The organism is Acidovorax sp. A1169 (assembly GCF_030704685.1).
In the GTDB taxonomy this organism is placed as follows: domain Bacteria; phylum Pseudomonadota; class Gammaproteobacteria; order Burkholderiales; family Burkholderiaceae_C; genus Acidovorax.
Genome location: NZ_JAUZDX010000006.1, coordinates 1 through 24,084 on the forward strand (window position 1 = coordinate 1; position 24,084 = coordinate 24,084).

The following is a 24,084-nucleotide window of genomic DNA, read 5'->3' on the forward strand; positions in this document are numbered from 1 at the left end:
GATGCTCCGCCTTCAATTTGCATTGCTTCTCTGATGAGGGCATCATTCGAGATGACTGCAGTGTTGGACGAATATTTTCCTTGTCGAACTGCAACATTGACCTTCCAGCCATCTGACGCCATGGCTGATAGTTTTTCGGGATAGCCGATTTCAAAGCTTGAATAATTGAATTTTGTGAAGTCTCCAAGTCGGCAAAGAAAGTTTTCCGCTGGATCGTCTAAATCCTCCCAAGGGATTTTGCTTGTTTTGATGAATTTTTTTAGTTTTTTAGGGTTTTGATAATTTACTGGTGATGAGAACACAAAATATGCCCCGTAGGGGTGAATTACTGTTGAATTACCCCCTGAGTAGTCGGTTGTTAGTATTGCAAAATCAAGTATTGATGCCTTTTGGGCGGCGATAGAAAGTGGGTTGAGTGCTTTTTCGCGATCTTCTTTGTTTTCAAATAAATGAACTTGATGAGCTCTTTCAATTTTCAAAGGCTCGACTTCCTCTTGTGGTATAAATTGACTAACTTTATTAATTTCGCCATCTTGATTTGCGGAAATGACTAAGCCGATGGTAGAGATATTTGTTGCCCTTAAATATTCTGAAAAAGGAGTGCTTAGCTCATGCCATTCGGTTGAGACAAGAATTGCTCGAATGTTGTGTATTTTTATACCGAGTGAGGAGGTTAGCAGTGTTGAGTATTTTGTTAGTTCGTGAAGTGCCGCTCTGGCTGCCTCGTTGCTTCTTTTTATTTCTATTATAGTAAAATGCCCTAAACTATCTTTTGCTAAAATATCAATAAAGCCGCCAGCTCCTAAATTGTTCTGAATGTAAAATTCTTTTTTGACGAGGAGCATTCCTTCTTCTATAATTTTGAGATTTTCGCTTAAATAATCTCTAATTCGTGATTCGTGTTGGTTCAAGGTGGTATCCAATGCAATTTTAGTTACAGTGATTCAGTATGGGTATAACGCTTGAATTCTGGTGGGGCTCTTAAATCAAAAATGGTCGCAGTCACGCTATAAAATCAATAAATTAAGCATTGAAAAATGGTTTGAGAAGTCCCTCTTGGCTAAACCGCAGGAATAAATCTACGATACCTGAATTTGCATACATCAGCCAGAATTTTTTGCACTCAAGCCAATGATTTACGCCTGCACAGAGCCAATATTCGGAAGGCTTGAGGGATGCCCAGACATAGACGTCTGGCTTTTTGCTTATCCCAGCAATGGCACCAGATCCGGATCCCCCTTTGCCAGCGCGCGCTGGTACGCCGGCCGCGCGCCAATGCGTTGCAGGTAGGCGCGGATGTTCGGATACGGCGCAAGGTCCAGCGGCTGGAACAGCCGCATGGTGGTGAGCGAGAACACGCTCATTACATCGGCGGCCGTGAACTCCTGCCCTGCGAAATAGGGCACCTCGCTCAGGCGGGCCTCCACCAGCGCCAGCACCCGATCGAGCCGCAGCTGCGCGTTCTGCTGCACCGGGTGGTCCGCCGGCAACTGGGCGCGGTTGACCACCATCATGCGGCCCAGCACGGGCATCAGGTTGCCGTTGGAGAAGTGGAACCAGTACAGGAACGCCGCGTAGTCCGCATGGTCCGGCGAGAGCTTGAGGCGGCCGCCGCCGTGCCTGGCGATGATGTACTCGACGATGGCGGCCGACTCGGCCAGCAGCAGGCCACCGTCTTCGATGACCGGCGCGGCGCCCAGCGGGTGCAGTGCCCTGAGTTCGGGCGGCGAGAGGCGCGTGACGGCATCGCGTGTGTAGTGCACCAATTCATAGGGCAGGCACAGTTCTTCGCAGAGCCAGACGATGCGTTCGGACTGGGAGTGGCCGAGGTGGTGGATTTTGAGCATGGGGAGTGGATGCGGGGGCAGGATTGAAAGTGTCGAAAGGCAGCCGGATCGGAGTGGTGGGTGTGCAAAAGTTTCTGGTTCCTGGCCTTTTTAGGGGGTAGCACCAATCCCATTCTGTGCCAATCCGATCAAGCGGGTGTCCTACAGTGACCGCTTTGCGGGCAGGGCATGGACACGACACACTGGCCGCTTTTCCCACACAGGAGACCTGCATGCCTACCGCCAAGAACACCGTCTGCATCTGGTACGACAGCGAAGCCGAGGCCGCTGCCAATTTCTATGCCCAGACCTTCCCGGACAGCAAGGTGACTGCGGTGCACCAGGCGCCCTCGGACTTCCCGGGCGGCGGCAAGAAGGGCAATGTGCTGACGGTGGAATTCACCGTCGCCGGCATCCCCTGCATCGGCCTCAACGGCGGCCCGCAGTTCAAGCACAGCGAGGCCTTCTCGTTCCAGATCGCCACCGATGACCAGGCCGAGACCGACCGCCTGTGGAACGCCATCGTCGGCAGCGGCGGGCAGGAGAGCCAGTGCGGCTGGTGCAAGGACCGCTGGGGCATCAACTGGCAGATCACCCCGCGCGTGTTGACCGATGCCATGGCCCAGGGCGGCGAGGTGGCCAAGCGTGCCTTCCAGGCCATGATGCCGATGAGAAAGATCGATGTCGCAGCGATAGAAAAGGCCGTTCGCGGCTGAGCCTGACCGCGTGCAGGTTCGTTGGCGCATCGGGAAATATTTTTCTCCGGTGCGGTTGACGGGCAGCGAAACACCACGCCATAATCCGCCCGCAGCTGCCAGCCAGCCTGTCGTAAGCGTTACCGTCATCCAACGCGTCCTTTGTCGAGAGGAGCCCAGTAAGGGCGTGTCTCGGCGTTTTAAAGGCGCGCTCTCCATGACGTCACGCATTTCGCATTCTTCTTCTTCTCCATCCCCCTCCGCTTCTTCCGTAGTTCGCCCGCTCGGGTCCGTTTCTGCACCTGCGCCTGCCTTGTTCGCGGCGCTGGCACCGGTGGCGCTGGCGGTCTTCCTCGGTTTTCTGTCCATCAGCATTCCGCTCGGCGCACTGGCGCTGGAGGTGCGCGACCACCTGGGCTTTGGCGCGGCCACGGTAGGCTGGGCCATCGGCCTGCAGTCGCTTGCCACGTTGCTCACGCGCCACCAGGCGGGCACGCTCTGCGACCAGCGCGGGCCGCGTTTTGCCGTGTTGCTGGGCCTGCCGCTCACGGCCTGCTCGGGGCTGGCCTATGTGCTGGCCAGTGTGCTGCCCTTCGGCGCTGCAGCCAGCCTGGCGGTGGTGATCCTCGGCCGGCTGGTGGCGGGCCTCGGTGAAAGCCTGTTCCTCACCGGCCTCATGAGCTGGGGCATTGCGCGCGTGGGGCCGGCGCGCACGGGCTCCGTGATGTCCTGGGTGGGCATTGCCATCTATGCCGCGCTGGGCCTGGGCGCACCGCTGGGGCTGGCGGTGCAGCCATCCTTCGGCTTTGCCGGCGTGGGCGTGCTCGCGCTGATCACACCGCTGCTGGCCTGGGCCATTGCGCTGCGGCTGCCGGCCGTGCCAGCCTCGGGCGGGCAGCAGCGCGTGCCGTTCCACCGCGTGCTGGGCCTCATCTGGCGGCCGGGCCTGGTGCTGGCGCTGGCCACCGTGCCGTATGCAGCCATGGCTGCGTTCCTCACCCTCAGTTACGCGGCCCACGGCTGGGCCCATGCGGGCACGGCGCTGCTGGGTTTCAGCGCGGCCTACATCCTCGTGCGCCTGGTGGGCTCGGGCCTGCCGGACCGCTTGGGTGCCACGGCCGTGGCCGTAGGTTCGCTGGCCTTCGAGGCTGTGGGCCAGGTGCTGATCTGGCAGGCGGGCAACCCCGCCATGGCGGTGCTGGGCGCCACGCTCACTGGCCTGGGCTTCTCGCTGGTGTTCCCGGCCATGGGCGTGCTGGCCACGCGCTCGGTGCCGCCCGAGCAGCGCGGCCGCGCGGTGGGCAACTTCATCGCCTTTGCCGACATTGCGCTAGGCGTGACGGGGCCGGTGGTGGGCATGGCGACACACTGGTTCGGCATCGGCACGGCCTTTCTGGTGGGGGCAGCGGCCACGTGCGTGGCACTGGCGCTGCTGGCTACCGTGCGCCTGGGGCGCAGTACGTAGCGCCGTGCACCCAGAGGTTACTCCGCATCCACCGACGTGGAGCGCCGCTCGATCAGCCGAAATCCCAGGTCCACAATGGGCTGCGCCACCGCTTCGCCATTGCAGCGCGCCATGATGAGCTGCGCGGCCAGACGGCCGATCTCGGGGCCGTCCACGTGCACGGTGGTGATCGATGGCAGCATGTGCGCGCCGAACTCGGCGTTGCCGAAGCCGACCACGGCCAGGTCCTCGGGCACACGCAGGCCGCGGGCCTGGGCCTCGACCAGCACGCCGTGGGCCAGGGTGTCGGAGCTGCAGCACACGGCCTGCAGCCCTGGTTCCTTGTCCAGCAGTTCGGCCAGTGCGCGGCGGCCCAGGGCCAGGCTGCTGGGGGCGGGCACCACGGCGGTGGGCACGTCGTCGCGGCCCAAGGTGGCCAGAAAGCCTTCGCGGCGCAGCATGGCGCGGTGGTCGCTGCCGGTGGCGATGCCCACCTTGTGCCAGCCGCGCGAGAGGAAGTAACCGGCCACCGCACCACCCACCTTGAGGTGCGAAAAGCCGATCACCATGTCCACCGGCCGGTCGCTCAGGTCCCAGGTTTCCACCACGGGGATGCCGGATCGCCTGAGCCGGTCGCGTGCTTTTTGCGACTGCACCAGGCCGGTCATCACGATGCCGTCCGGCTGGCGGCTGATCATGGTGTTGAGCACAGCCTCCTCGCGCTCGGCGTCGTAGTTGGTCTGCCCCACGATGACCTGGTAACCGCCAGCGGCCAGCGCCGAGGTGAGGGTCTGCACGGTGGGCAAAAATTGCGATACCGACAGCGCCGGCACGATGGCCGCCACCATGCGGCTGCGTTTTGACTTGAGGCCGCCCGCCAGCAGGTTGGGAATATAGCCCGTGGCCTCCACGGCCTCGCGCACCCTGGCGATGGTCTTGTCCGACACCACGCCCGGGTTGCTCAGCGCGCGCGACGCGGTGATGAGCGACACGCCCGCGACCTTGGCCACATCGTGCAGGGTGACGGGCTTGTGAGGGGAGGGGGTGTTCATGGGGGAGGGCAATGCAATGGCAAGGGTGTGGCGAGTGGGGCCATACCCTACCAAAAATCCCGGGAGGCCCCCGCACTGGCAGGGTGGCGCGTGGCGCGGTGACGACGGGTTAGGGGGGCTCTCGCTGGCGGAGCCGATGGGCGTGCGGGCGGTGGTTTGCGGCCCTGGCAGGCCTGTCTTCTTCGGGCAAACCCTGATCCGAATCGGGTTGACGGTACAAAATGACAACGATATCATTTGCGCCGGACTGTGGCAATGAGCAGCTGGTGGGTGCGACAAACCAACATATAAATAGCATCCAACCATTCTGCTCTGGCAATGAAATGACAACGTTGTCATTATTGACTGTGCCATCAGACCTTTTCCCCCAAGGCCACAGCAACTGCGCGGGCAGGCCATCAGGACCATTTTCATAAAGAAGGAGACAACGCATGAAGAAGACACTCACCGCCCTATGCATCGGCCTGGCGGCCCTGGCATCGCACGCGCAGACCTGGCCCGACAAGTCGGTGACGCTGGTCGTGCCGTTCCCGCCCGGAGGCTCCACCGACCAGGTGGCACGCGCCGTGGGCCCGCTGCTCACCAACAAGTTCAAGCAGTCCTTTCTGGTGGAGAACAAGGCCGGTGCCACGGGCACCATCGGCGCCACCTTCGTCAAGCGCGCACCGGCCGATGGCTACACCTTCCTGGTCACCTCGTTGGGCCCGCTGGTCATCACGCCGCACCTGCTCAAGGGCATGCAGTACGACCCGCTCAAGGATTTCGACCTGATCACCGTGGCCGTGCAGTCGCCCAATGTGCTGGTCGTGCCCACCAATTCGCCGTTCAAGACAGTGGCCGACGTGATCGCCAGCCTCAAGGCCAACCCCGGCAAGCTCACCTTTGCCTCGGCTGGCAACGGCTCCAGCGACCACCTGACGGCAGAGCTGTTCTGGCAGCAGACGGGCACCACCGCCATCCATGTGCCCTACAAGGGTGGCGCCCCTGCGCATACCGACATCATGGGCGGGCAGGTGGATGCCTCGTTCCAGAACGTCAACTCGGTGGTGCAGTACATCAAGGGCGGCAAGATGCGCGCCCTGGCCGTCACCAGCGCCGCGCGCTCGCCCGTGCTGCCCGATGTGCCCACCCTGACCGAAGCCGGCGTGAAGAACGTCGTGGTCACCTCCTGGCAGGCCATCGTCGCGCCCAAGGGCTTGCCGCCCGCCGTGCGCGAAAAGGCCCACGCCGCGTTCGCCGAGGCGCTGAACGACCCGAAGGTGAAGGACCAGTTCGTCGGCATCGGCTTCGAGATGGTGGTCAACACCCCGGCCCAGTTCGCGGACTTCCAGAAGAAGGAATACGCGCGCTGGAAGACGGTGATCGAGACCGGAAAAATTTCCATCGACTGATGCATTGCGACCCCAAGGCGAAGTCTTGGGGTCGCGATTTCATTGTTGCTTCGTAGCCCCAGCCCATGACTTCCTCCACCCCCTCCACCGCCAGCGACTCCATCGCCTGGGTCCGCGTTTCTTCGTGCTACCTGCCGCTGGCCAACCCGATCAGCGACGCCAAAGTGCTCACCGGCCGCCAGAAGCCGATGACCGAGATCGCGATGCTCTTCGCCGAGATCGAAACCAAGGACGGCCACAAGGGCCTGGGGCTGAGCTACTCCAAGCGCGCGGGCGGGCCGGGGCAGTTTGCCCACGCCAAGGAGATCGCGCCCGCGCTGATAGGGGAGGACCCGAGCGACATCTCGCGCCTGTGGACCAAGCTGTGCTGGGCCGGGGCCTCGGTGGGGCGCAGCGGCATGTCCACCCAGGCCATCGGTGCCTTCGACGTGGCGCTGTACGACCTCAAGGCGCGGCGCGCGGGGCTGTCACTGTCCAAGCTCCTGGGCTCGCAGCGCGACTCGGTGCAGTGCTACAACACCTCCGGCGGCTTCCTGCACACGCCTATCGACCAACTGGTGGTGAACGCGGGGGCCTCCATCGAGCGCGGCATCGGCGGCATCAAGCTCAAGGTCGGCCAGCCCGACCGGGCGCTGGACATCACGCGCGTGGAGACCGTGCGCAAGCACCTGGGCGAGCAGGTGCCGCTGATGGTGGACGCCAACCAGCAGTGGGACCGCCCCACCGCGCAGCGCATGTGCCGCATCTTCGAAGAATTCAACCTGGTGTGGATCGAGGAGCCGCTTGACGCCTACGACTTCGAAGGCCACGCCGCGCTGGCTGCGACCTTTGACACACCCATCGCCACGGGCGAGATGCTGACCAGTGCCGCCGAGCATGGCGAGCTGATACGCCACCGCGCGGCCGACTACCTGATGCCCGATGCACCGCGCGTGGGCGGCATCACGCCCTTCCTCAAGATCGCGTCGCAGGCCGAGCACGCCGGCCTGAGCCTGGGCCCGCATTTCGCGATGGAACTGCACGTGCACCTGGCCGCGGTGTATGCCACCGAGCCCTGGGTGGAGCATTTCGACTGGCTGGAGCCGCTGTTCAACGAGCGCCTGGAGATCAAGGACGGCCACATGCTCGTGCCCACGCGCCCTGGCCTGGGCCTGAGCCTGAGCGAGCAGGCGCGCGCCTGGACGCGCGAGACGGCAGAGGCAGGCCAGAGGCAATGACGCACCTGCGGTAGATTGAGCAAAACAGCACAGAGAACCCCCATGACCGATAGCACCGCATCCACCACGACCCCGGCGCGGCCGCCCCTGCACATCAAGATGGACGAGCGCGACAACGTCGCCATCGTCGCCAACGACGGGGGCCTGCCCGCAGGCACCGTATTCCCCTCGGGCCTGACCCTGGTGGACAAGGTGCCGCAGGCGCACAAGGTGGCGTTGGTGGACATCCCCGAAGGCGGCGAGGTGCGCCGCTACAACGTGCCCATCGGCTATGCCTTGAAGCCCATCCCCGCGGGCAGTTGGGTGCACGAGCGCCTGCTGCGCATGCCCGAGGCGCGCGAGCTCGAAGGCCTGCCCATCGCCACGGTCAAGCCCGAGCCGCAACCCGCCTTGGAAGGCTACACCTTCGAGGGCTACCGCAATGCTGACGGATCGGTGGGCACGCGCAACATCTTGGCCATCACGCAGACCGTGCAGTGCGTGGCCGGCGTGACCGACTTTGCCGTGCAGCGCATCAAGTCCGAGCTGCTGCCGCGCTTTTCGAACGTGGACGACGTGGTGGCGCTGGAGCACAGCTACGGCTGCGGCGTGGCCATCGACGCGCCCGATGCGGTGATCCCCATCCGCACGCTGCGCAACATCTCGCTCAACCCCAACTTCGGCGGCGAGGTGATGGTGGTGAGCCTGGGCTGCGAGAAGTTGCAGCCCGAGCGCCTGCTGCCGCCCGGCAGCATTCCGCTGGTGGACGAGCGCAACGTGGCCGATACGGGTACGAGCGCCGATACGCCGCTGGACGTGGTGTGCCTGCAGGACGATGCGCACGTGGGCTTCATGTCCATGGTCGACTCCATCCTGCGCCAGGCCGAGCTGCACCTGGAGCGCCTGAACGCGCGCCGCCGCGAGACCGTGCCCGCCAGCGAGCTGGTCGTGGGCGTGCAGTGCGGTGGCAGCGACGCGTTCTCGGGCGTCACGGCCAACCCGGCCGTGGGTTACTGCACCGACCTGCTGGTGCGCGCGGGCGCCACGGTCATGTTCTCCGAAACGACCGAGGTGCGTGACGGCATCGACCAGCTCACCTCGCGTGCCTCCACGCCCGAGGTGGCCGAGGCCATGATCCGCGAGATGGCCTGGTACGACGCCTACCTGCAGCGCGGCCGGGTGGACCGCAGCGCCAACACCACGCCGGGCAACAAGAAGGGCGGCCTGTCCAATATCGTGGAAAAAGCCATGGGCTCCATCGTCAAGTCGGGTAGCTCGCCGATCTCGGGCGTGATCGCTCCGGGTGAGAAGCTCCGGCAGCGTGGACTGATCTACGCAGCCACCCCCGCCAGCGACTTCATCTGCGGCACCCTGCAACTGGCTGCGGGCATGAACCTGCACGTGTTCACCACCGGCCGTGGCACGCCCTATGGCCTGGCCCAGGTGCCCGTCATCAAGGTGGCCACGCGCGACGACCTGGCGCGCCGCTGGCACGACCTGATGGACATCAACGCCGGAACGATTGCCACCGGCGAGAAGACGATTGCCGACGTGGGCTGGGAGATGTTCCAGCTGATGCTGGACGTGGCCAGTGGCCGCAAGAAGACTTGGGCCGAGCATTGGAAGCTGCACAACGCGCTGGTGTTGTTCAATCCTGCGCCAGTGACCTGAAGACCAGGCAACCTTCAGATTCCTTTCAAAACCACAACACAGGAGACAAGAGAGATGACGACAACCAAGAACCAGGGGATGACCTCCGCCCGCCGCCAGTTCCTGAAAACAGCGGCCGGCACCGGCGTGGCAGCCCTGAGCGGCCTTGCCGGCGCGCAGGCCTTCGACTTCAGGCCCAACCAGCGCTACCCCGACCCTTCGGTGTTCATCCTGGACCCGAGCTTTGCCAAGTACCGCATCTACAGCAGCACGGTGGAGCAACTGGGCACGGGCATGCGCTGGGCCGAGGGGCCGGCCTACTTCTCCCAGGGCGGCTACCTGCTGCTCAGCGACATTCCGAACAACCGGCTGATGAAGTACGACGAGAAGTCTGGCCAGTTCTCGGTGCACAAGACCAACGTCAACTACGCCAACGGCAATGTCTGCGACCGCCAGGGCCGGCTCATCACCTGCGAGCATTCGGTGACGCGCCGCGTGGTGCGCACCGAGAAGGACGGGCGCACCACCGTGCTGGCCGACCGCTTCGAGGGCAAGCGCCTGAATGCGCCGAACGACATCGTCGTCAAGTCGGACGACAGCGTCTGGTTCACCGACCCGACCTTCGGCATTGGCGGTGAATGGGAGGGCTCGCGCGCCACGCCCGAGCAGGCCACGACCAACGTCTACCGCATAGCGCCCGATGGCAAGCTCACGGCGGTGATCACCGATCTGGTGAACCCCAACGGCCTGGCGTTCTCACCCGATGAAAAGAAGCTCTACGTGGTGGAGTGGAAGGGCACGCCCAACCGCAGCATCTGGGCCTACGACGTGTCGGCCGATGGCGCCACCGTCTCCAACAAGACCAAGCTGATCGATGCCGCTGGCCCCGGTGCGTTCGACGGCTTCAAGGTGGACCGCGACGGCAACCTGTGGTGCGGCTGGGGCTATACCGGCGCGCTGGCGGCCGAGCCTGCCGACATCGGCGGCGGCATGAAGGCGCACCTGCCCACGGGGCGCTCCGACGAGATGGACGGTGTGAAGGTCTTCAACCCCGAGGGCAAGCCCATCGGCTTCCTCCGCCTGCCCGAGCGCTGTGCCAACCTGGCCTTTGGGGGGCCCAAGCGCAACCGGCTGTACATGACCAGCAGCCATTCGCTGTACGCCCTGTATGTGGAGTCCCACGGCGCGGTGTAAGGTTCTGCTTTCTCCATTGTTTCCTACCCAACAGGAGTATTTGCGTGTCCTCTCTTCCCGCCCAGAAAGTCGCTCTCGTCACCGGCGCCGGCAGCGGCATCGGTCGTGCCGTTGCCAAGGCGCTCGCGCACGACGGTTTCTTCGTCGTGGCGACCGGTCGCCGTGCCGAGTTGCTCGATTCGCTTGTTTCGGAAGTGCATGCCCTGGGCGGCAAGGCCCTGGCCGTCACCTCCGACGTGCGCGACCCCGCCAGCGTGGATGCGCTGTTCCAGGCGGTTGAAAAGGAATGCGGTCGCCTGGATGTGCTGTTCAACAACGCCGGCATCGGCGCGCCCGCCGTGCCCATGGACGAGCTGCCCGTGGAGAAGTGGCTGGACGTGGTGGACACCAACATCACCGGCGTGTTCCTGTGCGCGCGGGCGGCCTTCGGCCTCATGCGCCGCCAGTCGCCCCAGGGCGGGCGCATCATCAACAACGGCTCGATCTCTGCCCACACGCCGCGGCCCTTCAGCAGCCCCTACACGGCCAGCAAGCACGCCGTGCTGGGCCTGACCAAGTGCCTGGCGCTCGATGGGCGCCCGTTCAACATCGTGGGTTGCCAGATCGACATCGGCAATGCGCTGACCGACCTGTCGGCCCGCATGACCAAGGGCGAGGGCGTGCGCCAGGCCAACGGCACCATGGCCACCGAGCCCATGATGGACGTCAAGCATGTGGCCGAGGCCGTGAGCTACATGGCCGGCCTGCCGCTCTCCGCCAACGTGCTGAACATGACCGTGATGGCATCCAACATGCCCTTTGCAGGTCGAGGCTGAGCGCTACTCGGTAGCAGTCTTGGCCTTGGCGCCCGCTGCCTTGGCCTTGCTCTGGGCCAGGGCGCGGCTTTCCTTCTTGAGCCCCGTGGACACGGGGCACACACTCTGCATGAAGCCCGTGAGGGTGTGGGCCAGGTTGTCGCGCTGCAGGCTGTAGAAGACGAACTGGCCGCGCTTTTCCGAGGTGACGAGGCCGGCGTTCTCCAGCACCTTGAGGTGCTGCGAGAGCGAGGGCTTGCTCATCTCGAAGCGCGTGGCGATCTCGCCCGCCGACAGCTCGGTCTCGGACAGGTAGGCCAGGATCTTGCGCCGGGGTGTGGACGCAAGCGCTTCGAAGATTTTTTCCATCCACACATTCTAGCCAAGCTGGGTCGTGATTTATTTAATTAAATAGTTAGGTATTTAACTAAATATTGCTATGATGGCTGCAAAGGAAATAGCCATGCGCAACACCCCCAACCCCACCGCCACTGTGTACTACAACAGTGCCTGCCTGTGTGCGATGCCGGCATCTGCGCCATGCGGGAGCGGCTGGCAACTGATGGGGGTGTGCAGTGGGTGGACGTGCACCAGCACCCCGAGGTGCTCGATGACCTGGGCCTGGACCTCGAGGCCGTGCGCGAGCGCCTGCACGTGGCCGACGGGCAGGGGCGCATGCAGGTGGGTGCCGATGCGCTGGCCGCCACCCTGCGGCGCGTGCCGCGCTGGGGCTGGTTGGCCGCGCCGCTGCGCTGGTGGGGTGTGCGCCGCATCACTGACCTTTTCTACAACGCCTTTGCGCGCGGGCTCTACCGCTGGAACCGGGCCCGGGGCCACTGGTAAGCCGATCGATCGTTTTCCCATTCCAAAGAAGGAGTTGCACCATGGTCCACACCAATTTCGACGCCGCCGAACTCGCCAAATTCCAGCAACTGGCGGACCGCTGGTGGGATCCCCAATCGGAATTCCGCCCGCTGCACGAGATCAATCCGCTGCGCCTGCAGTGGATCGACGATGCGGTGTCATCACTCCAGGGCAAGCGGGTGCTCGACGTGGGCTGCGGCGGCGGCATCCTGGCTGAGTCCATGGCCCGGCGCGGGGCCGATGTGCTGGGCATCGACCTGGCGGACAAGCCGCTCAAGGTGGCCACGCTGCATGCCCGCAAGACCGGCGCCAGCGTGGCCTACCGCGCTGTGTCGGCCGAGGAACTGGCGGCCGAGCAGCCCGGAGGCTACGACGTGGTGACCTGCATGGAGATGCTGGAGCATGTGCCCGACCCGCGCCTGGTGATCGAGGCCTGCGCACGGCTGGTCAAGCCCGGTGGCTGGGTGTTCTTTTCCACGATCAACCGCACGCCCTTCGCGTGGCTGATCGCGGTGTTCGGTGCGGAGCGCGTGCTGCGGCTGCTGCCGGTGGGCACGCACGACTGGCGCAAGTTCATCCGCCCGCACGAGCTGGTGGCCGATGCGAAGGCGGCGGGCCTCACGCTCAAGGATGCGCGCGGGCTGGGCTACAACCCCTTCACACGGACCTTCCGCCTGCACCGCGCGCAGCGCGTGGGCTACCTGCTGGCGATGAAGAAGGACCGCTGAGGCGGGTCAGCCGGCAGCGACCTGCAGCGCCTGCTCCACATCGGCCGCCTGCTGCGGGCGCACCAGGCGCTCCACTTCCTTGCCATCCTTGAGGAAGACCAGCGTGGGCCAGAGCTTCACGCCGAAGGTGCGCCCCAGGCGCTGGCCGGGGCCGTCTTCGACCTTGATGTGGGCCACGTCGGTGCGGTCCTTCAAGGCCCCTTCGATCAGGGGCTGGGCGCGCTGGCAATGGCCGCACCAGGGCGTGCCGAACTCGACGACGGTGGCACCGGCCAACTGGTCCACGTCGTCGCGCGAAGGGGGTTGTACAAGGTGTTTGGCTGCGTAGGGCATGGTGAATCTCGTTCGAATGGGATGTTCAGTACAGCGTAGGCCGTGTTTCGGCATGCGTGGAGAAGTCCATGCCGCACCTGCGTGTCAGATCACGCCGTCAAACACCATCACGTCCACGGGGTCGCCAGGGGCCACATCGCCCTGGCCATGGTGCAGCACGATGAGGCCGTTCGCCTGCACCATGGAGCTGAGCACGCCCGAGCCCTGGTTGCCGGTGGTGCAGACCTGCAGGCTGCCATCGGTGGCCGTGCTCACGGTGCCGCGCTGGTACTCGGTGCGGCCGGGCTTCTTGCGCAGGGCCTCGGTGCTGATGGCGCGCATGAGGGGGGCGGGGGCATGGGTGCTGCCCATCATGCGCAACAGGGCGGGGCGCACGAAGGCCAGGAAGGTGACCATCACCGCCACCGGGTTGCCGGGCAGGCCGAACAGCACGGCGCTGCGGCCATCGGACGTATCACTGGCCAAACGCCCCACGGCCATGGGGCGGCCCGGGCGCATGGCGATGCGCCAGAAGGCCACGTCGCCCAGTTGTTTCATCATGGTGCGCGTGTGGTCGGCCTCGCCCACGCTCACACCACCGCTGGTGATGATGGCATCAGCCTGCTGCGCCGCCTGGCGAAAGGCCGCCTCCAGCAGGGCGGGCTCGTCGCGCACCACGCCCAGGTCGATCACCTCCACGCCCAGGCGCGTGAGCAGGCCGAACACGGTGTAGCGGTTGCTGTCGTACACCGCGCCTTCGCGCGGGGCCTCGCCCAGGCTCAGGATCTCGTCGCCGGTGGAAAAATAGGCCACGCGCAGGCGGCGGTGCACCGTGACCGTGGGCAGGCCCAGGCTGGCCACCAGGCCCAGCGCGGCCGGCGTGAGCAGTTCGCCCTGCGCGAGCGCAACGCTGCCTTGCATCAGGTCCTCGCCCTTGAAGCGGCGGTTGTCGCCCGGGCGCAGCACGTCGGCGGCGATGGTGATGGAGCCGTCTGCCCCGGTGGTGGTGAACTCCTGCGGCACCACGGTATCCAGGCCCGTGGGCATGATGGCCCCGGTCATGATCTTGACGCACTCGCCGGCGGCCACCGTGCCCGCCCAGGCCTTGCCGGCCAGGGCCGTGCCCATGGGGCGCAGCGTGAGCGACTGGCCCGGCACCAACTGGGCGCCGGCCAGCGCATAGCCGTCCATGGCCGAGTTGTCGTGCGGCGGCACGCTCACGGGCGAGACGACATCGCTGGCCAGCACGCGGCCCAGCGCATCGAAGAGGGGCAGGGTCTCGGTGCCTTGAACGGGCTGCACCAGGCGCGAAAGGAAGGCATTGGCATCGCCAACACTCAGGGCCTTGGGGTCGTAGCCCTGCAGTTCGGCGGCAATCTCGGCAAGGGTCTTCATGGGCGGTCGGATGGTGTACCGGCCTCCAGCGCGTGCAGCTCGGCCAGGGTGTTGGCGTTGAAGAAGGCCTGTGGGTCGTCGCCCGGGGCGTTGAAGGGCACGATGGCGCAGGCATGCTGGCCGGTCCACGCATCGATCTTGCGGCCGCCGGCCTGGGTGAAGGCCACCAGGCTCTCCAGCAGGTCCACTCGCAGCAGGCAGAACACGGGCTGGGGGCGCACCGCCACCTCGCCGCTGCCATCGTCCTCGGGGGCGGCCGCCATGGCGATGTCGGCACCCGCTTCGTCGGCCGCTGCGGCCAAGCGCGCGGCCAGGTCCAGCGGGAACAGGGGGGTGTCGCAGGGCACGGTCAGCATCCAGGGGGTTTCGCAGCGCTCCAGCCCGGTCATGAAGCCGGCCAGCGGGCCCGCGTAGTCGGCCAGCACGTCGGGCCACACCGGGGCGCCGAATGATTCGTAGGCTGCCAGGTTGCGGTTGGCGTTGACCATGCTGGCACCGGTCTGCATCTGCAGCCGCATCAGCGTGTGCAGCGCCAGCGGCATTCCGCGAAAGCCCTGCAGGCCCTTGTCGACCCCGCCCATGCGGGAGCCGCGGCCCCCGGCCAGCACAAGGCCGGTGATGTCCTGGATGTCGATCATGGAGAGGGGTGGCCCGGTGTGCGTTGAAGAAAAAGAAAGGGCAGCAGTGCCTGCATCACCCGCCGATATAGCTCATCTCCACCCGGCGCGGCCCCGGCGTGGCATCCGCAGGCAGGCTGCTGCGCAGCTCGGAGTAGCGGTCGCTGCGGCCCTGCCAGATGGGGGCGATGGCCGAGGCGATGGCCTCGTCGCTCGCGCCGCCGCGCAGCAGGCTGCGCAGGTCATGGCCCTGGGTGGCGAAGAGGCACAGGTACAGCTGGCCTTCGGTGGACAGGCGCGCGCGGTTGCAGTCGTGGCAAAAGGCCTGGGTGACGCTGCTGATCACACCGATCTCGCCCAGGGCAGGGTCGTACAGGCCGCTGGCGTCGGCATAGCCCCAGCGCTCGGCGGTCTCGCCCGGGCTGGCGGGATCGAGCGGCACCAGCGGCAGGTGGGCGCGCAGGCGCTCGATGAGTTCGGCCGAGGGCAGCACCTCGTCCATGCGCCAGCCGTTGGTGGCGCCCACATCCATGTACTCGATGAAGCGCAGCGTGGTGCCCGTGCCGCGAAAGTGCCGCGCCATGGGCAGGATCTCGTGGTCGTTGGTGCCGCGCTTGACGACCATGTTGACCTTGATGTGCGACAGGCCGGCCGCATGCGCGGCCTCGATGCCCGCCAGCACGTCGGCCACCGGAAAGTCCACATCGTTCATGCGCCGGAACACCGTATCGTCCAGACCGTCGAGGCTCACTGTCACGCGGTTCAGGCCGGCGTCCTTGAGCGCCTGCGCCTTGCGCACCAGCAGCGATCCGTTGGTTGTGAGCGTGAGGTCGGGGGGCGTGCCGTCCACCGTGCGCAGGGCGGCGAGTTGCGCCACCAGGGCTTCGAGGTTCTTGCGCAGCAACGGCTCGCCCCCTGTGAGGCGGATCTTGCGCACCCCGTGCGCCAGAAAGAGTTTTGCCAGCCGCGTGATCTCCTCGAAGCTGAGCAGCGCACTGTGCGGCAGGTAGGGGTAGTCCTTGTCGAACACCTCCTTGGGCATGCAGTAGCTGCAGCGGAAATTGCAGCGGTCCGTCACGCTGATGCGCAGGTCGCGCAAGGGACGCCCGCGCGTGTCCACCAGGTGGCCGGTGGGCACCTGGCCATGCAGCGGCACCACCGCCCTGAGTGCGGCGCTGCGCTGGTCCACCAGGGGGATCACACGTTCGGCCATGGGGGCATTTTGCCGCAGTTGCTGCATTGGGGATGCGGTCCCCCAACTTGCCCTTGTGAGGGGGGCTTATACGCAGCGGCCGCCGTCTACCTCGATGCACACGCCATTGATGAACGAGGCTTCGTCGCTGGCCAGGTAGAGCGCGGCGTTGGCCACGTCGAGCGCGGTGGAAAAGCGCCCCAGCGGGATGGTGGCCAGGAATTTGGCGCGGCGCGCGTCGTCCACCGGGCCGCCCGCGAACTCGGCGGCCAGGCCCGTATCGGGGTTGAACACGGGGTTGATGCAGTTCACGCGGATGTTGTCGGGGCCGAGCTCGGCCGCCATGGACTTGCTGGTGATGATCACGGCGCCCTTGGAGCCGTTGTACCAGGTCAGGCCCGGGCGCGGGCGCAGGCCGGCCGTGGAGGCGATGTTGATGATGCTGCCGCCGCCCACCTTGCGCAGCACCGGCACGGCGTGGATGGCCGAGAGGTAGATGCTCTTCATGTTGATGGCATAGACCTTGTCGAACTCATCTTCGCTCACCTCCAGCATGGGGCGGTTGCGGTGCGTCCAGCCGGCGTTGTTGACCATCACGTCGAGCTGGCCGTACAGGCGCACGGCCTCATCCACCAGGGCCTTGACCTGGGCCGAATTGGTCACGTCGGCCTTGAAGAAGGCGGCCGTGCCGCCGGCTGCGGTGATTTCGGCCACCACGCGCTGACCGCCGGCTTCGTTGATGTCGTTGACGATGAGCTTGGCGCCCTCGGCCGCCAGGCGCTTGGCGATGCCCTCGCCAATGCCGTTGCCGGCGCCGGTGACGATGGTGGATTTGTTCTGTGCACGCATGGAGTGTCTCCCTGTCTTTGGAAAAAAGTGTGGCGGTAAAAGCGGCGGGCCGGTCGTGGTCAGCGCTCGGCGGGCGGTGCCGCCGTGTCGGGCTTGCTGACCGGGGCAGGCACGCGGCCGTAGAACTGCGGAAAGTGCTCCTTCACGCCGTTGCCGTCGAAGGCCCAGCCCGTGCACTGGTTCAAATGGCGTGGCGGGTCGCCATTGGCGGGCGGCGCGAACACGGCGGTGACAGACTGGAAGGCGGCCGTGGCCAGGTTGAACAGCAGCTCGCGCAGGTGGGTGCAGCTGGCCACGCCACCCAGGTGTTTCTGGATGGCCTGGCGCCAGCCGCGGGTCATGCTGCAGCCCACCATCTGCTGCAGCGCGGCCTGGGCCAGCGGGCAGTCCTTGAGCGGGTGGGCGTCCATGGCCACGTCGATGGCCTGCACCACGAGCTGGCGGTCCACCGTGACGCGCAGCAGCATGTGGTGGATGGGCTCGCCCGCGCGGCGCACGCCCTCGCCACGGTGCACGGGGGCATCGTAGGCCTTGCTGTCGTGCAGCTCGCCTTCGATGTCCCACAGGCCGTCGTCGCGTTCATAGCCCTGGTAGGTCACGCGCCGGACATGCCGGGCGGTGCGGGGGGTGGGGGGGCTCAGGGGCATGGAAAGAGGTCTTGCGCAAATCAGTGCCCGCCAGGTCGGCGAGCGCTGCAATCAACCGTGCTTGATCGCCACGGTCTTGAGCGTGGTGAAGCCGTACAGCGCCTCGAAGCCCTTTTCGCGCCCGTAGCCGCTGGACTTCACGCCGCCGAACGGCAGCTCCACGCCGCCCCCGGCGCCGTAGTTGTTGATGAACACCTGGCCGCTGTGCACGCGCTTGGCCATGCGGAACTGGCGCGAGCCGTCGCGCGTCCAGATGCCGGCCACCAGGCCGAACTGCGTGGCATTGGCCAGCTCCACCGCATGGTCCTCGTCCTGGAAGGCCATGGCCGAGAGCACCGGGCCGAACACTTCTTCCTGCGCCAGGCGGTGCTGCACCGGCACGTCGCGCAGCAGCGTGGGGGCCTGGTAGAAACCGCCCTCGGGCGATTCGTCCACCACCACGCCCTGGGCCACCATGGGGATGCCGGCCACCTGTGCGTCGGACAAAAAATCCCACACGCGCTGTTGCTGGGTCTGGCGGATCAGCGGGCCCACATCGAGGTCCATGGCCGCCGGGCCCACGCGCAGGGCCTCGAAGGCCTTGCCCAGGCGTTCGAGCAGCGGTTCGTAGATCAGCGAGTCGATCAGCACGCGCGAGCCGGCGCTGCAGGTCTGGCCCGCGTTCTGCACGATGGCGTTGATCACCACGGGCACGGCGGCATCGAGGTCCGCATCGGCAAAGATGATCTGCGGGCTCTTGCCGCCGAGCTCCAGCGTCACCGGGCAGTGGCGCTCGGCCGCCACCTGCTGGATCAGCGTGCCGATCTTGGGGCTGCCGGTGAAGCTGATGTGGTCGATGCCCGGGTGGCGCGCCAGCGCGTCGCCCACCTCGTGGCCATAGCCGGTGACGATGTTCAGCGCGCCAGAGGGGAAGCCCACTTCGGCCGCCAGCTGCGCCACGCGGATCAGCGACAGGCAGGCGTCCTCGGCCGGCTTGACCACGCAGACGTTGCCGGCGGCCAGGGCACCGCCCACGCTGCGGCCGAAGATCTGCATCGGGTAGTTCCAGGGAATCACATGGCCCGTCACGCCATGCGGCTCGCGCCAGGTGAGCACGCTGTAGCCGTCCAGGTAGGGCAGGGTCTCGCCATGCAGCTTGTCGCAAGCACCGGCATAGAACTCGAAGTAGCGGGCCAGCGCCAGCGTGTCGGCGCGGGCCTGCTTGGTGGGCTTGCCGCAGTCGCGCTGCTCCAGCGCGGTCAGCTCGTCGGCATGTTCGAGCACCTTGGCCGACAGGCGCTGCAGCAGGCGGCCCCGGTCGGCGGGTGCCATGCGCTGCCACACGGCGTTGTAGCACTGGCGCGCCGCATGCACCGCCGCGTCGATGTCGTCGGCGTTGCTGCGCTGGATCTCGTCGAAGGGCTGGCCGTCCGAAGGGTCGATCACGGCAAGCGTGCGGCCCGACGAAGACGGAACAGAGGCGTTGGCGATGTAGTTCAGTTGCATGCCGCCATTTTGCCCGGAAATGCAAAGTGTTCTTAGTATTTTGCTCCCAAATGCACTTGGGTAATAACCCGCGTGCGCTGGGTGCTATTGATTCAGTAGCAAGTGGCGCGCAGGGCCGCCAGGTCCAGGATCTCCACCTCGCCGCGGTGCACGCGCACCAGGGCGCGGCCCTCCAGGTCCTTGAGGATCTGGTTCGTGGTCTGGCGCGAGATGGCCAGCATCAGCGACAGCTGCTCCTGAGAGATGCCGATCACCCGGCGCGACTGGCCCTCCGCCGTCCACTGGCCATAGCCCTCGGCCATCATCACCAGGCGGCGCGCCAGGCGCTGGCCGGCGGGCAGCAATGCCAGCTCTTCCATGGCCACGAAGGCGGTGCGCAGCTTGTCGGTGAGCAAGAGGGCCAGTGCATGCCAGTGCTGCGGGTGGCCGGTGAGCCAGGCCTGCAGCGGCTCGTGCGGTATCTGCAGCAGGGTGCTGGCCTCGGCCGCATGGGCATCGTGTGTGCGCGCCGAGTTGTCGAACACCGAGATCTCGCCGAACCAGTGCGGCGGCTCCAGCCGCGTGAGCAGGGCGGCGCGCGCCTCGTCGGCCCGCCCGCCGGTGCCCGAGATGCTGATCGCGCCGCGCACCACCGCATACAGCCCGCAGGGTGCATCGCCGCGCAGAAAGAGCACCTCGCCCGGCGCCAGCTGGCGCAGGTGGGCCATGCCCAGCAGCGGCTGGGCGAAGTCGGGCGGCAGGTGGGCGAACCAGCGGCCGGTCTGGAGCACGGGAAGGTAGGCGGCGGGGTCGGTCATGCGGTCAGGGAAGGCTGGGTTTGTGTCGGCTCCCCGACAGACGGGGGGCGGGCGCCGCACGAGTATGGATGCTGCTCACAACAACAACCAGGAGACACCCATGAAAACCCTGATCGACCACCTGGCCCAGTACGCCGACTACCACCGCGACCCGCGCAACATCCACACCCATTTCGTGGGCGTGCCGATGATCATGTTCGCCGTGGTGATCCTGCTCTCGCGCCCCACCTGGCTGCTGGGCGGGGTGCCTGTGGGGCCGGCGCTGGTGGCGGCCATCGCGGCCAGCGTCTTCTATTTCCGGCTCGATACGCGCTTCGGCCTGGTGATGGCCGCGCTGCAGGCCGCCATGCTGGCTGGCGGCCAATGGCTGGCGCTGCAAGGCACCACGCTGTGGCTGGCCACGGGTGTGGGTCTGTTCGCCGTGGGCTGGGTCATCCAGTTCGTGGGCCACTACTACGAGGGCCGTAAGCCCGCGTTCGTGGACGACCTGGTGGGCCTCATTGTTGGCCCGCTGTTCGTGGTGGCCGAACTGGGCTTTCTGATGGGCCTGCGCAAGGAAGTGCAGCACGCCATCGAGCAGCGCAGCGGCCCGGTGCGCCTGCGCACAGGCCCGGCCGCTACTGCCTGAGCTTCGGCTTCTCTCCTTTTCATCGTCTTTCGGCCCACGGCACCGCATGGCGGCGCCGTGGGCTTTGCCACAGGAGCGCGGCCAGCCCAGGCCGCGTGAGCGCACCATGAGTTTCATTTCCATCCTGCCCACGCTGCTGTTCATTGCGCTGGGCCTCGTCATGTTCGGCCTGGGCCTGTCGCTCACCGTGGCGGACTTCAAGCGCCTGCTGCAGTACCCGCGCGCTGTGGTGCTGGCCCTGGTGCTGCAGGCGCTGGTGCTGCCGGCAGCCTGCTACGGCCTCATCGTGCTGCTGGGCGTGCCGCCGCTGTATGCCGTGGGGTTGATGCTGCTGGCGGCCTCGCCGGGTGGCGTGTCGGCCAACCTCTTCAGCCACCTGTTCGGCGGCAACGTGGCGATGAACATCTCGCTCACGGCCATCAACACGCTGCTGTCCATCGTGAGCCTGCCGCTCATCACCAACTGGGCCATCGCCACCTTCGCGAAGACGGGCCAGGTGGTGCCGCTGCAGTTCGGCAAGGTGCTGGAGGTGATCGTGATCGTGCTCATCCCCGTGGTGGTGGGCATGTGGGTGCACCGGCGCGCGCCGGCCTTCAGCGCGCGCATGGAAAAGCCCATGAAGATCTTCAGCGCCGTGGTGCTCGCGGCCTTCGCGCTGATCGCCATTGCCAAGGAATGGGCGGCGCTGTCGGCATCGTTCGCCGACATCGGGCCGGCCGTGCTGCTGTTCAATGCCCTGAGCCTGGGTGCCGGCTACTTCCTGCCACGCGCTGTGGGCATGGACAAGTCCATGGCCACGGCCATCGGCTTCGAGATCGGCATCCACAACTCCACGCTGGCGATCTTCATCGCGCTGTCGGTGCTCAACAACTTCCAGCTCGCACTGCCGGCGGCCATCTACTCGGTGAGCATGTACATCATGGCGCCGCTGTTCGGTGCGCTGGTGCTGCGCAGACCGGGGCAGAACGCCAGGGTCTCATAACCTGCTTTCCACGCTGTTGCGCATGGCGGCCTGCGCAACAGCGTCCAGGGCGACATCCACCACGGGCTGTTGGCTGAGCACCTGCAGGCTGCCTTGCTGGAAGCACCGGTCGAGCAGCCGCAGGGTCATCGACTGGGTGCGCCCGGACGCATTGGTGAAGAGGAAGAAGGTGCCCTGCGAGCCGACCCAGGACAGCTGGGTGCGCTCCCACTGGCCTGCCACCAGCAGGTTCACCCAGCTGCCGACGGCCAGTGCAGGTCGGGTGGGTCCATCCACCGGGGTGGGCTCGGGCGGGGGCTCCAGGATCCCGGGCTGGGAAGGCTGCAAGTCGTCCATGAAGCCGGAATCCTGGGCTTCCGATGGCGCAAGCCACGGCTCCTCGTCCTCTTGCGTGAGCAGGGTTGGCGCCGGCTGCCCTGCAGGCTTCGGCCCGCCCTGGAAGGCCTGCTGGTGCAATTGCATCAACTGCTCGAAGACGGCTTCGGTCCTGTCGGCGGGGTAGTCGATCAATGCGAGGCCCTCGCGCAGGCGAGGCAGCAGTTGGGGGATCAGGCGCGCGAGCTCACCGGTGTTCGTGCGGGTCAGTTCGGGCTGCGCGCTCCAGACCAAGGCGCCCACCAGCTCCTGGTAGCGGCCCGGGTCGGCGCTGCCGGTCCTGTCGGTCAGGCGCGCCTGGGCCAGGACCTGGGCCCAGGGGCCGAGCAGGAAGTGGGCAATCTCGCCGGGAATGTTGTCGATCTGCGGCAGCAACCGGATCTCGCCGGACAACCTGGCCGCCAGTATGTGGCGCTGCTCCGCGTGCTCCAGCGCCTCGATGGCGCGCAGGCGCTCCTGTTCGCGCACCTGCTCGCCGTCTGCCCATTGCGCGTGCAACTGCTGGCGGACCTGCTCGAAGTCGTCGGCCCCTTCGATGGTGGCCGTGGCCAGCGGGCCGGCAATGTCCATGAGGGAGCGCATGAATCGCTTGAAGCCGGGTGCCTCGGCCCCGTTGAAAGCCATGCTGTGGTCGGTGATGTCCTGCAGCAGGCGGCGCGCGGGGTGCTCCTTGTTGCTGAAGAACCGGGGGTCGGCCAACGCCAGCTGCATCAGGGCGGGCTCCAGGGCGCGCACGAACTGCTGCACAGGCCACAGCAGCCGGCTGTCGCGCGCGATGTTGTCCACCATCAGCGCGACCACCTCCATGCCCAGGGCGTCTCCCAGCCCCGCGGCGCGCCTCTGCCCTGGGCCGTCGCCGGGCTGAGCGCGCTGGCTGCCCAGGCGCTCCATCATCTGGCCGACCTGGTTCATTTCCTGCAGCGCCTCGAAGGCGGCGGGCACGGTCATGGCGAAATCCGTTGCGGGCGGGTCGATCTGCGGAAGCTGCACCGGGTTGTCGAACTCGCGTGCAAAACGTTCGGCGAAGGGCTCATCGTCCGGCGTGGCCGCCGGGGCCTGCGCCGGCGCGGGCTGCTCGCTGAACTCGCCGAGCAGCAGGCGGCGCAGCCGGTCGAGCGTGAGCAGCGGGTCGGCGCCGCCGGCCGGTACCGGCATGTCCGTTTCTGCCCCGAACCCGGGGGATGCTCCGCCGCCGCCCGGCGCGACGTATACATACTGGTACTGGCCGTCGGTCTGGCGCATGGCGTAGCCCACGGGCTGCACGCCGCCTTGCTTGAGCAGCTCGATCTGTGCCAGGTAGAGCCCCTTGAGTTCGGTGCCCAGCGCCTTGGCCATGTGCGCCATCCAATCGTTTCGCACCTGCGCGGTGGCCTGCATCTGCGACACCACGGCCTGCAGTGCCTGCAGGAAGACTTCGGGGCGCAGGGGGTTGTGCTCGGGCTGCACCCTCGGCAGTCCCTGTGCTGCGCACACCAGGGCGTCGAGGTCGGCCAGCGGCCCCTCCACGGCAGAAGCCAGGACCTGCCTGGCGCGGGCGCGCTCGACGCTTTCGGTGATCTGCGACTCGTCCATCAGTTCGAGCTCGTCGAAATGGATGGTGAACAGGGAGCGCGAGGGTTTTTCCTCCCCCGGCGCCGCAGTCTGCTGTTCGAGTGCCTTGCGCAGCGCGCCAGGGTAGCGCTCGCCCATCACCGAGGTGAGCCGCATCAACTGCTGCTGCGCTTCGCGCATGCCTTGGTGCTCGCCCGGCGTACGGGCCTGGTCCTGGCGCAGTTGCAAAGACATGCGCGTCGCCTCGGCAACGCGCTCCATCAGGTGCCTGGAATCCGCCAGCACGCCATCGACGATGCGCTGGTAGTGCGGGGCGTTGCCGCCGAGAGGGGCAGGGTCAGGCAGTGCGGAGTGTGTCAAGGCCATCTTCTCTGGTAATACCGGAATGCCTGTGATGGTACGCGGGCTTGCTGCCCAGGT

At 66.2% G+C, this 24,084-nt stretch carries 24 protein-coding genes; 11 read left to right on the forward strand and 13 right to left on the reverse strand.

Translation table 11 applies throughout. The features are described 5' to 3' along the window. Both QYL93_RS11810 and QYL93_RS11815 read right to left on the reverse strand, forming a co-directional pair. Window positions 1–911: endonuclease NucS domain-containing protein (locus QYL93_RS11810; RefSeq protein WP_305743816.1), on the reverse strand; the 911-nt coding region annotated here is incomplete at its 3' end. 294 nt (window positions 912–1,205) lie between these two features. After that, complete coding sequence (locus tag QYL93_RS11815) at window positions 1,206–1,847, reverse strand: glutathione S-transferase family protein (protein ID WP_305743817.1); 642 nt, start codon at window positions 1,845–1,847, stop codon at window positions 1,206–1,208. Between the two features lie 212 nt (window positions 1,848–2,059). Between QYL93_RS11815 and QYL93_RS11820 the strand changes: the two genes are divergently transcribed. Continuing rightward, window positions 2,060–2,542, forward strand: coding sequence for a VOC family protein (locus QYL93_RS11820; RefSeq protein WP_305743818.1), 483 nt, complete (start codon window positions 2,060–2,062; stop codon window positions 2,540–2,542). Window positions 2,543–2,738: 196 nt separating this feature from the next. Next, window positions 2,739–3,986 (forward strand): MFS transporter, encoded by a 1,248-nt coding sequence (locus QYL93_RS11825; RefSeq protein WP_305743819.1) that lies wholly within the window; start codon window positions 2,739–2,741, stop codon window positions 3,984–3,986. Between the two features lie 17 nt (window positions 3,987–4,003). Here the strand turns inward: QYL93_RS11825 and QYL93_RS11830 are convergent, their stop codons facing one another. Further along, window positions 4,004–5,017: a LacI family DNA-binding transcriptional regulator gene (locus tag QYL93_RS11830; protein WP_305743820.1), complete on the reverse strand. Its 1,014-nt coding sequence runs from the start codon at window positions 5,015–5,017 to the stop codon at window positions 4,004–4,006. A gap of 431 nt (window positions 5,018–5,448) precedes the next feature. Here QYL93_RS11830 and QYL93_RS11835 point away from each other — a divergent pair, with 431 nt between their 5' ends. The 5 genes from QYL93_RS11835 (at window position 5,449) to QYL93_RS11855 (ending at window position 11,263) form a co-directional block, all read left to right on the forward strand. Further along, window positions 5,449–6,408 carry a tripartite tricarboxylate transporter substrate binding protein gene (locus QYL93_RS11835; RefSeq protein WP_305743821.1) on the forward strand — a complete coding sequence of 320 codons (960 nt, stop codon included), beginning with the start codon at window positions 5,449–5,451 and terminating at the stop codon, window positions 6,406–6,408. Window positions 6,409–6,473: 65 nt separating this feature from the next. Further along, window positions 6,474–7,625 carry a mandelate racemase/muconate lactonizing enzyme family protein gene (locus QYL93_RS11840; RefSeq protein ID WP_305743822.1) on the forward strand — a complete coding sequence of 384 codons (1,152 nt, stop codon included), beginning with the start codon at window positions 6,474–6,476 and terminating at the stop codon, window positions 7,623–7,625. A gap of 42 nt (window positions 7,626–7,667) precedes the next feature. Next, entirely contained in the window at window positions 7,668–9,275 is a 1,608-nt protein-coding gene (garD, locus tag QYL93_RS11845; protein ID WP_370876967.1) for a galactarate dehydratase, read from the forward strand. Window positions 9,276–9,329: 54 nt separating this feature from the next. Continuing rightward, window positions 9,330–10,448 carry an SMP-30/gluconolactonase/LRE family protein gene (locus QYL93_RS11850; protein WP_305743823.1) on the forward strand — a complete coding sequence of 373 codons (1,119 nt, stop codon included), beginning with the start codon at window positions 9,330–9,332 and terminating at the stop codon, window positions 10,446–10,448. 44 nt (window positions 10,449–10,492) lie between these two features. Further along, complete coding sequence (locus QYL93_RS11855; RefSeq protein WP_305743824.1) at window positions 10,493–11,263, forward strand: SDR family oxidoreductase; 771 nt, start codon at window positions 10,493–10,495, stop codon at window positions 11,261–11,263. Between the two features lie 3 nt (window positions 11,264–11,266). Here QYL93_RS11855 and QYL93_RS11860 read toward each other — a convergent pair whose 3' ends face one another. Then, a complete protein-coding gene (locus QYL93_RS11860) occupies window positions 11,267–11,611 on the reverse strand; it encodes a metalloregulator ArsR/SmtB family transcription factor (RefSeq protein WP_305743825.1) in 345 nt (114 codons plus the stop codon). 171 nt (window positions 11,612–11,782) lie between these two features. Here QYL93_RS11860 and QYL93_RS11865 point away from each other — a divergent pair, with 171 nt between their 5' ends. Together QYL93_RS11865 and ubiG are read left to right on the forward strand one after the other, a co-directional pair. Further along, the gene (locus tag QYL93_RS11865) at window positions 11,783–12,085 is read left to right on the forward strand and encodes a thiol-disulfide oxidoreductase DCC family protein (RefSeq protein ID WP_370876968.1); all 303 of its coding nucleotides are present in this window, start codon (window positions 11,783–11,785) and stop codon (window positions 12,083–12,085) included. A 41-nt stretch (window positions 12,086–12,126) separates the two neighbouring features. Then, the gene (gene ubiG, locus QYL93_RS11870; RefSeq protein WP_305743827.1) at window positions 12,127–12,834 is read left to right on the forward strand and encodes a bifunctional 2-polyprenyl-6-hydroxyphenol methylase/3-demethylubiquinol 3-O-methyltransferase UbiG; all 708 of its coding nucleotides are present in this window, start codon (window positions 12,127–12,129) and stop codon (window positions 12,832–12,834) included. A 6-nt stretch (window positions 12,835–12,840) separates the two neighbouring features. On the opposite strand, the gene QYL93_RS11875 is transcribed toward ubiG, so the two are convergent. The 8 genes from QYL93_RS11875 to QYL93_RS11910 all read right to left on the reverse strand — a co-directional run bounded on the left by QYL93_RS11875 (window position 12,841) and on the right by QYL93_RS11910 (window position 20,128). Further along, window positions 12,841–13,167 carry a thioredoxin family protein gene (locus tag QYL93_RS11875; protein WP_305743828.1) on the reverse strand — a complete coding sequence of 109 codons (327 nt, stop codon included), beginning with the start codon at window positions 13,165–13,167 and terminating at the stop codon, window positions 12,841–12,843. An 84-nt stretch (window positions 13,168–13,251) separates the two neighbouring features. Continuing rightward, a complete protein-coding gene (gene glp, locus QYL93_RS11880) occupies window positions 13,252–14,541 on the reverse strand; it encodes a gephyrin-like molybdotransferase Glp (RefSeq protein ID WP_305743829.1) in 1,290 nt (429 codons plus the stop codon). Further along, the gene (mobA, locus tag QYL93_RS11885; RefSeq protein ID WP_305743830.1) at window positions 14,538–15,179 is read right to left on the reverse strand and encodes a molybdenum cofactor guanylyltransferase MobA; all 642 of its coding nucleotides are present in this window, start codon (window positions 15,177–15,179) and stop codon (window positions 14,538–14,540) included. The genes glp and mobA overlap by 4 nt, the downstream gene beginning before the upstream one ends. Before the next feature lie 55 nt (window positions 15,180–15,234). Next, on the reverse strand, window positions 15,235–16,371 hold the full coding sequence (moaA, locus tag QYL93_RS11890) for a GTP 3',8-cyclase MoaA (protein WP_305743831.1): 1,137 nt from the start codon (window positions 16,369–16,371) through the stop codon (window positions 15,235–15,237). A 66-nt stretch (window positions 16,372–16,437) separates the two neighbouring features. Continuing rightward, the gene (locus QYL93_RS11895; protein ID WP_305743832.1) at window positions 16,438–17,199 is read right to left on the reverse strand and encodes an SDR family oxidoreductase; all 762 of its coding nucleotides are present in this window, start codon (window positions 17,197–17,199) and stop codon (window positions 16,438–16,440) included. A gap of 59 nt (window positions 17,200–17,258) precedes the next feature. Next, on the reverse strand, window positions 17,259–17,846 hold the full coding sequence (locus QYL93_RS11900; RefSeq protein WP_305743833.1) for a DUF2889 domain-containing protein: 588 nt from the start codon (window positions 17,844–17,846) through the stop codon (window positions 17,259–17,261). A gap of 51 nt (window positions 17,847–17,897) precedes the next feature. Continuing rightward, window positions 17,898–19,331 (reverse strand): aldehyde dehydrogenase family protein, encoded by a 1,434-nt coding sequence (locus tag QYL93_RS11905; protein WP_305743834.1) that lies wholly within the window; start codon window positions 19,329–19,331, stop codon window positions 17,898–17,900. 92 nt (window positions 19,332–19,423) lie between these two features. Next, complete coding sequence (locus QYL93_RS11910; RefSeq protein ID WP_305743835.1) at window positions 19,424–20,128, reverse strand: Crp/Fnr family transcriptional regulator; 705 nt, start codon at window positions 20,126–20,128, stop codon at window positions 19,424–19,426. Between the two features lie 100 nt (window positions 20,129–20,228). Between QYL93_RS11910 and QYL93_RS11915 the strand changes: the two genes are divergently transcribed. Both QYL93_RS11915 and QYL93_RS11920 read left to right on the forward strand, forming a co-directional pair. After that, complete coding sequence (locus QYL93_RS11915) at window positions 20,229–20,756, forward strand: DUF962 domain-containing protein (RefSeq protein ID WP_305743836.1); 528 nt, start codon at window positions 20,229–20,231, stop codon at window positions 20,754–20,756. A gap of 106 nt (window positions 20,757–20,862) precedes the next feature. Then, entirely contained in the window at window positions 20,863–21,738 is an 876-nt protein-coding gene (locus QYL93_RS11920) for a bile acid:sodium symporter family protein (protein WP_305743837.1), read from the forward strand. Here the strand turns inward: QYL93_RS11920 and QYL93_RS11925 are convergent. After that, window positions 21,733–24,030, reverse strand: a complete 2,298-nt coding sequence (locus QYL93_RS11925; RefSeq protein ID WP_305743838.1) for a DUF1631 family protein — start codon at window positions 24,028–24,030, stop codon at window positions 21,733–21,735. The genes QYL93_RS11920 and QYL93_RS11925 overlap by 6 nt on opposite strands. Window positions 24,031–24,084: the final 54 nt, after the last annotated feature.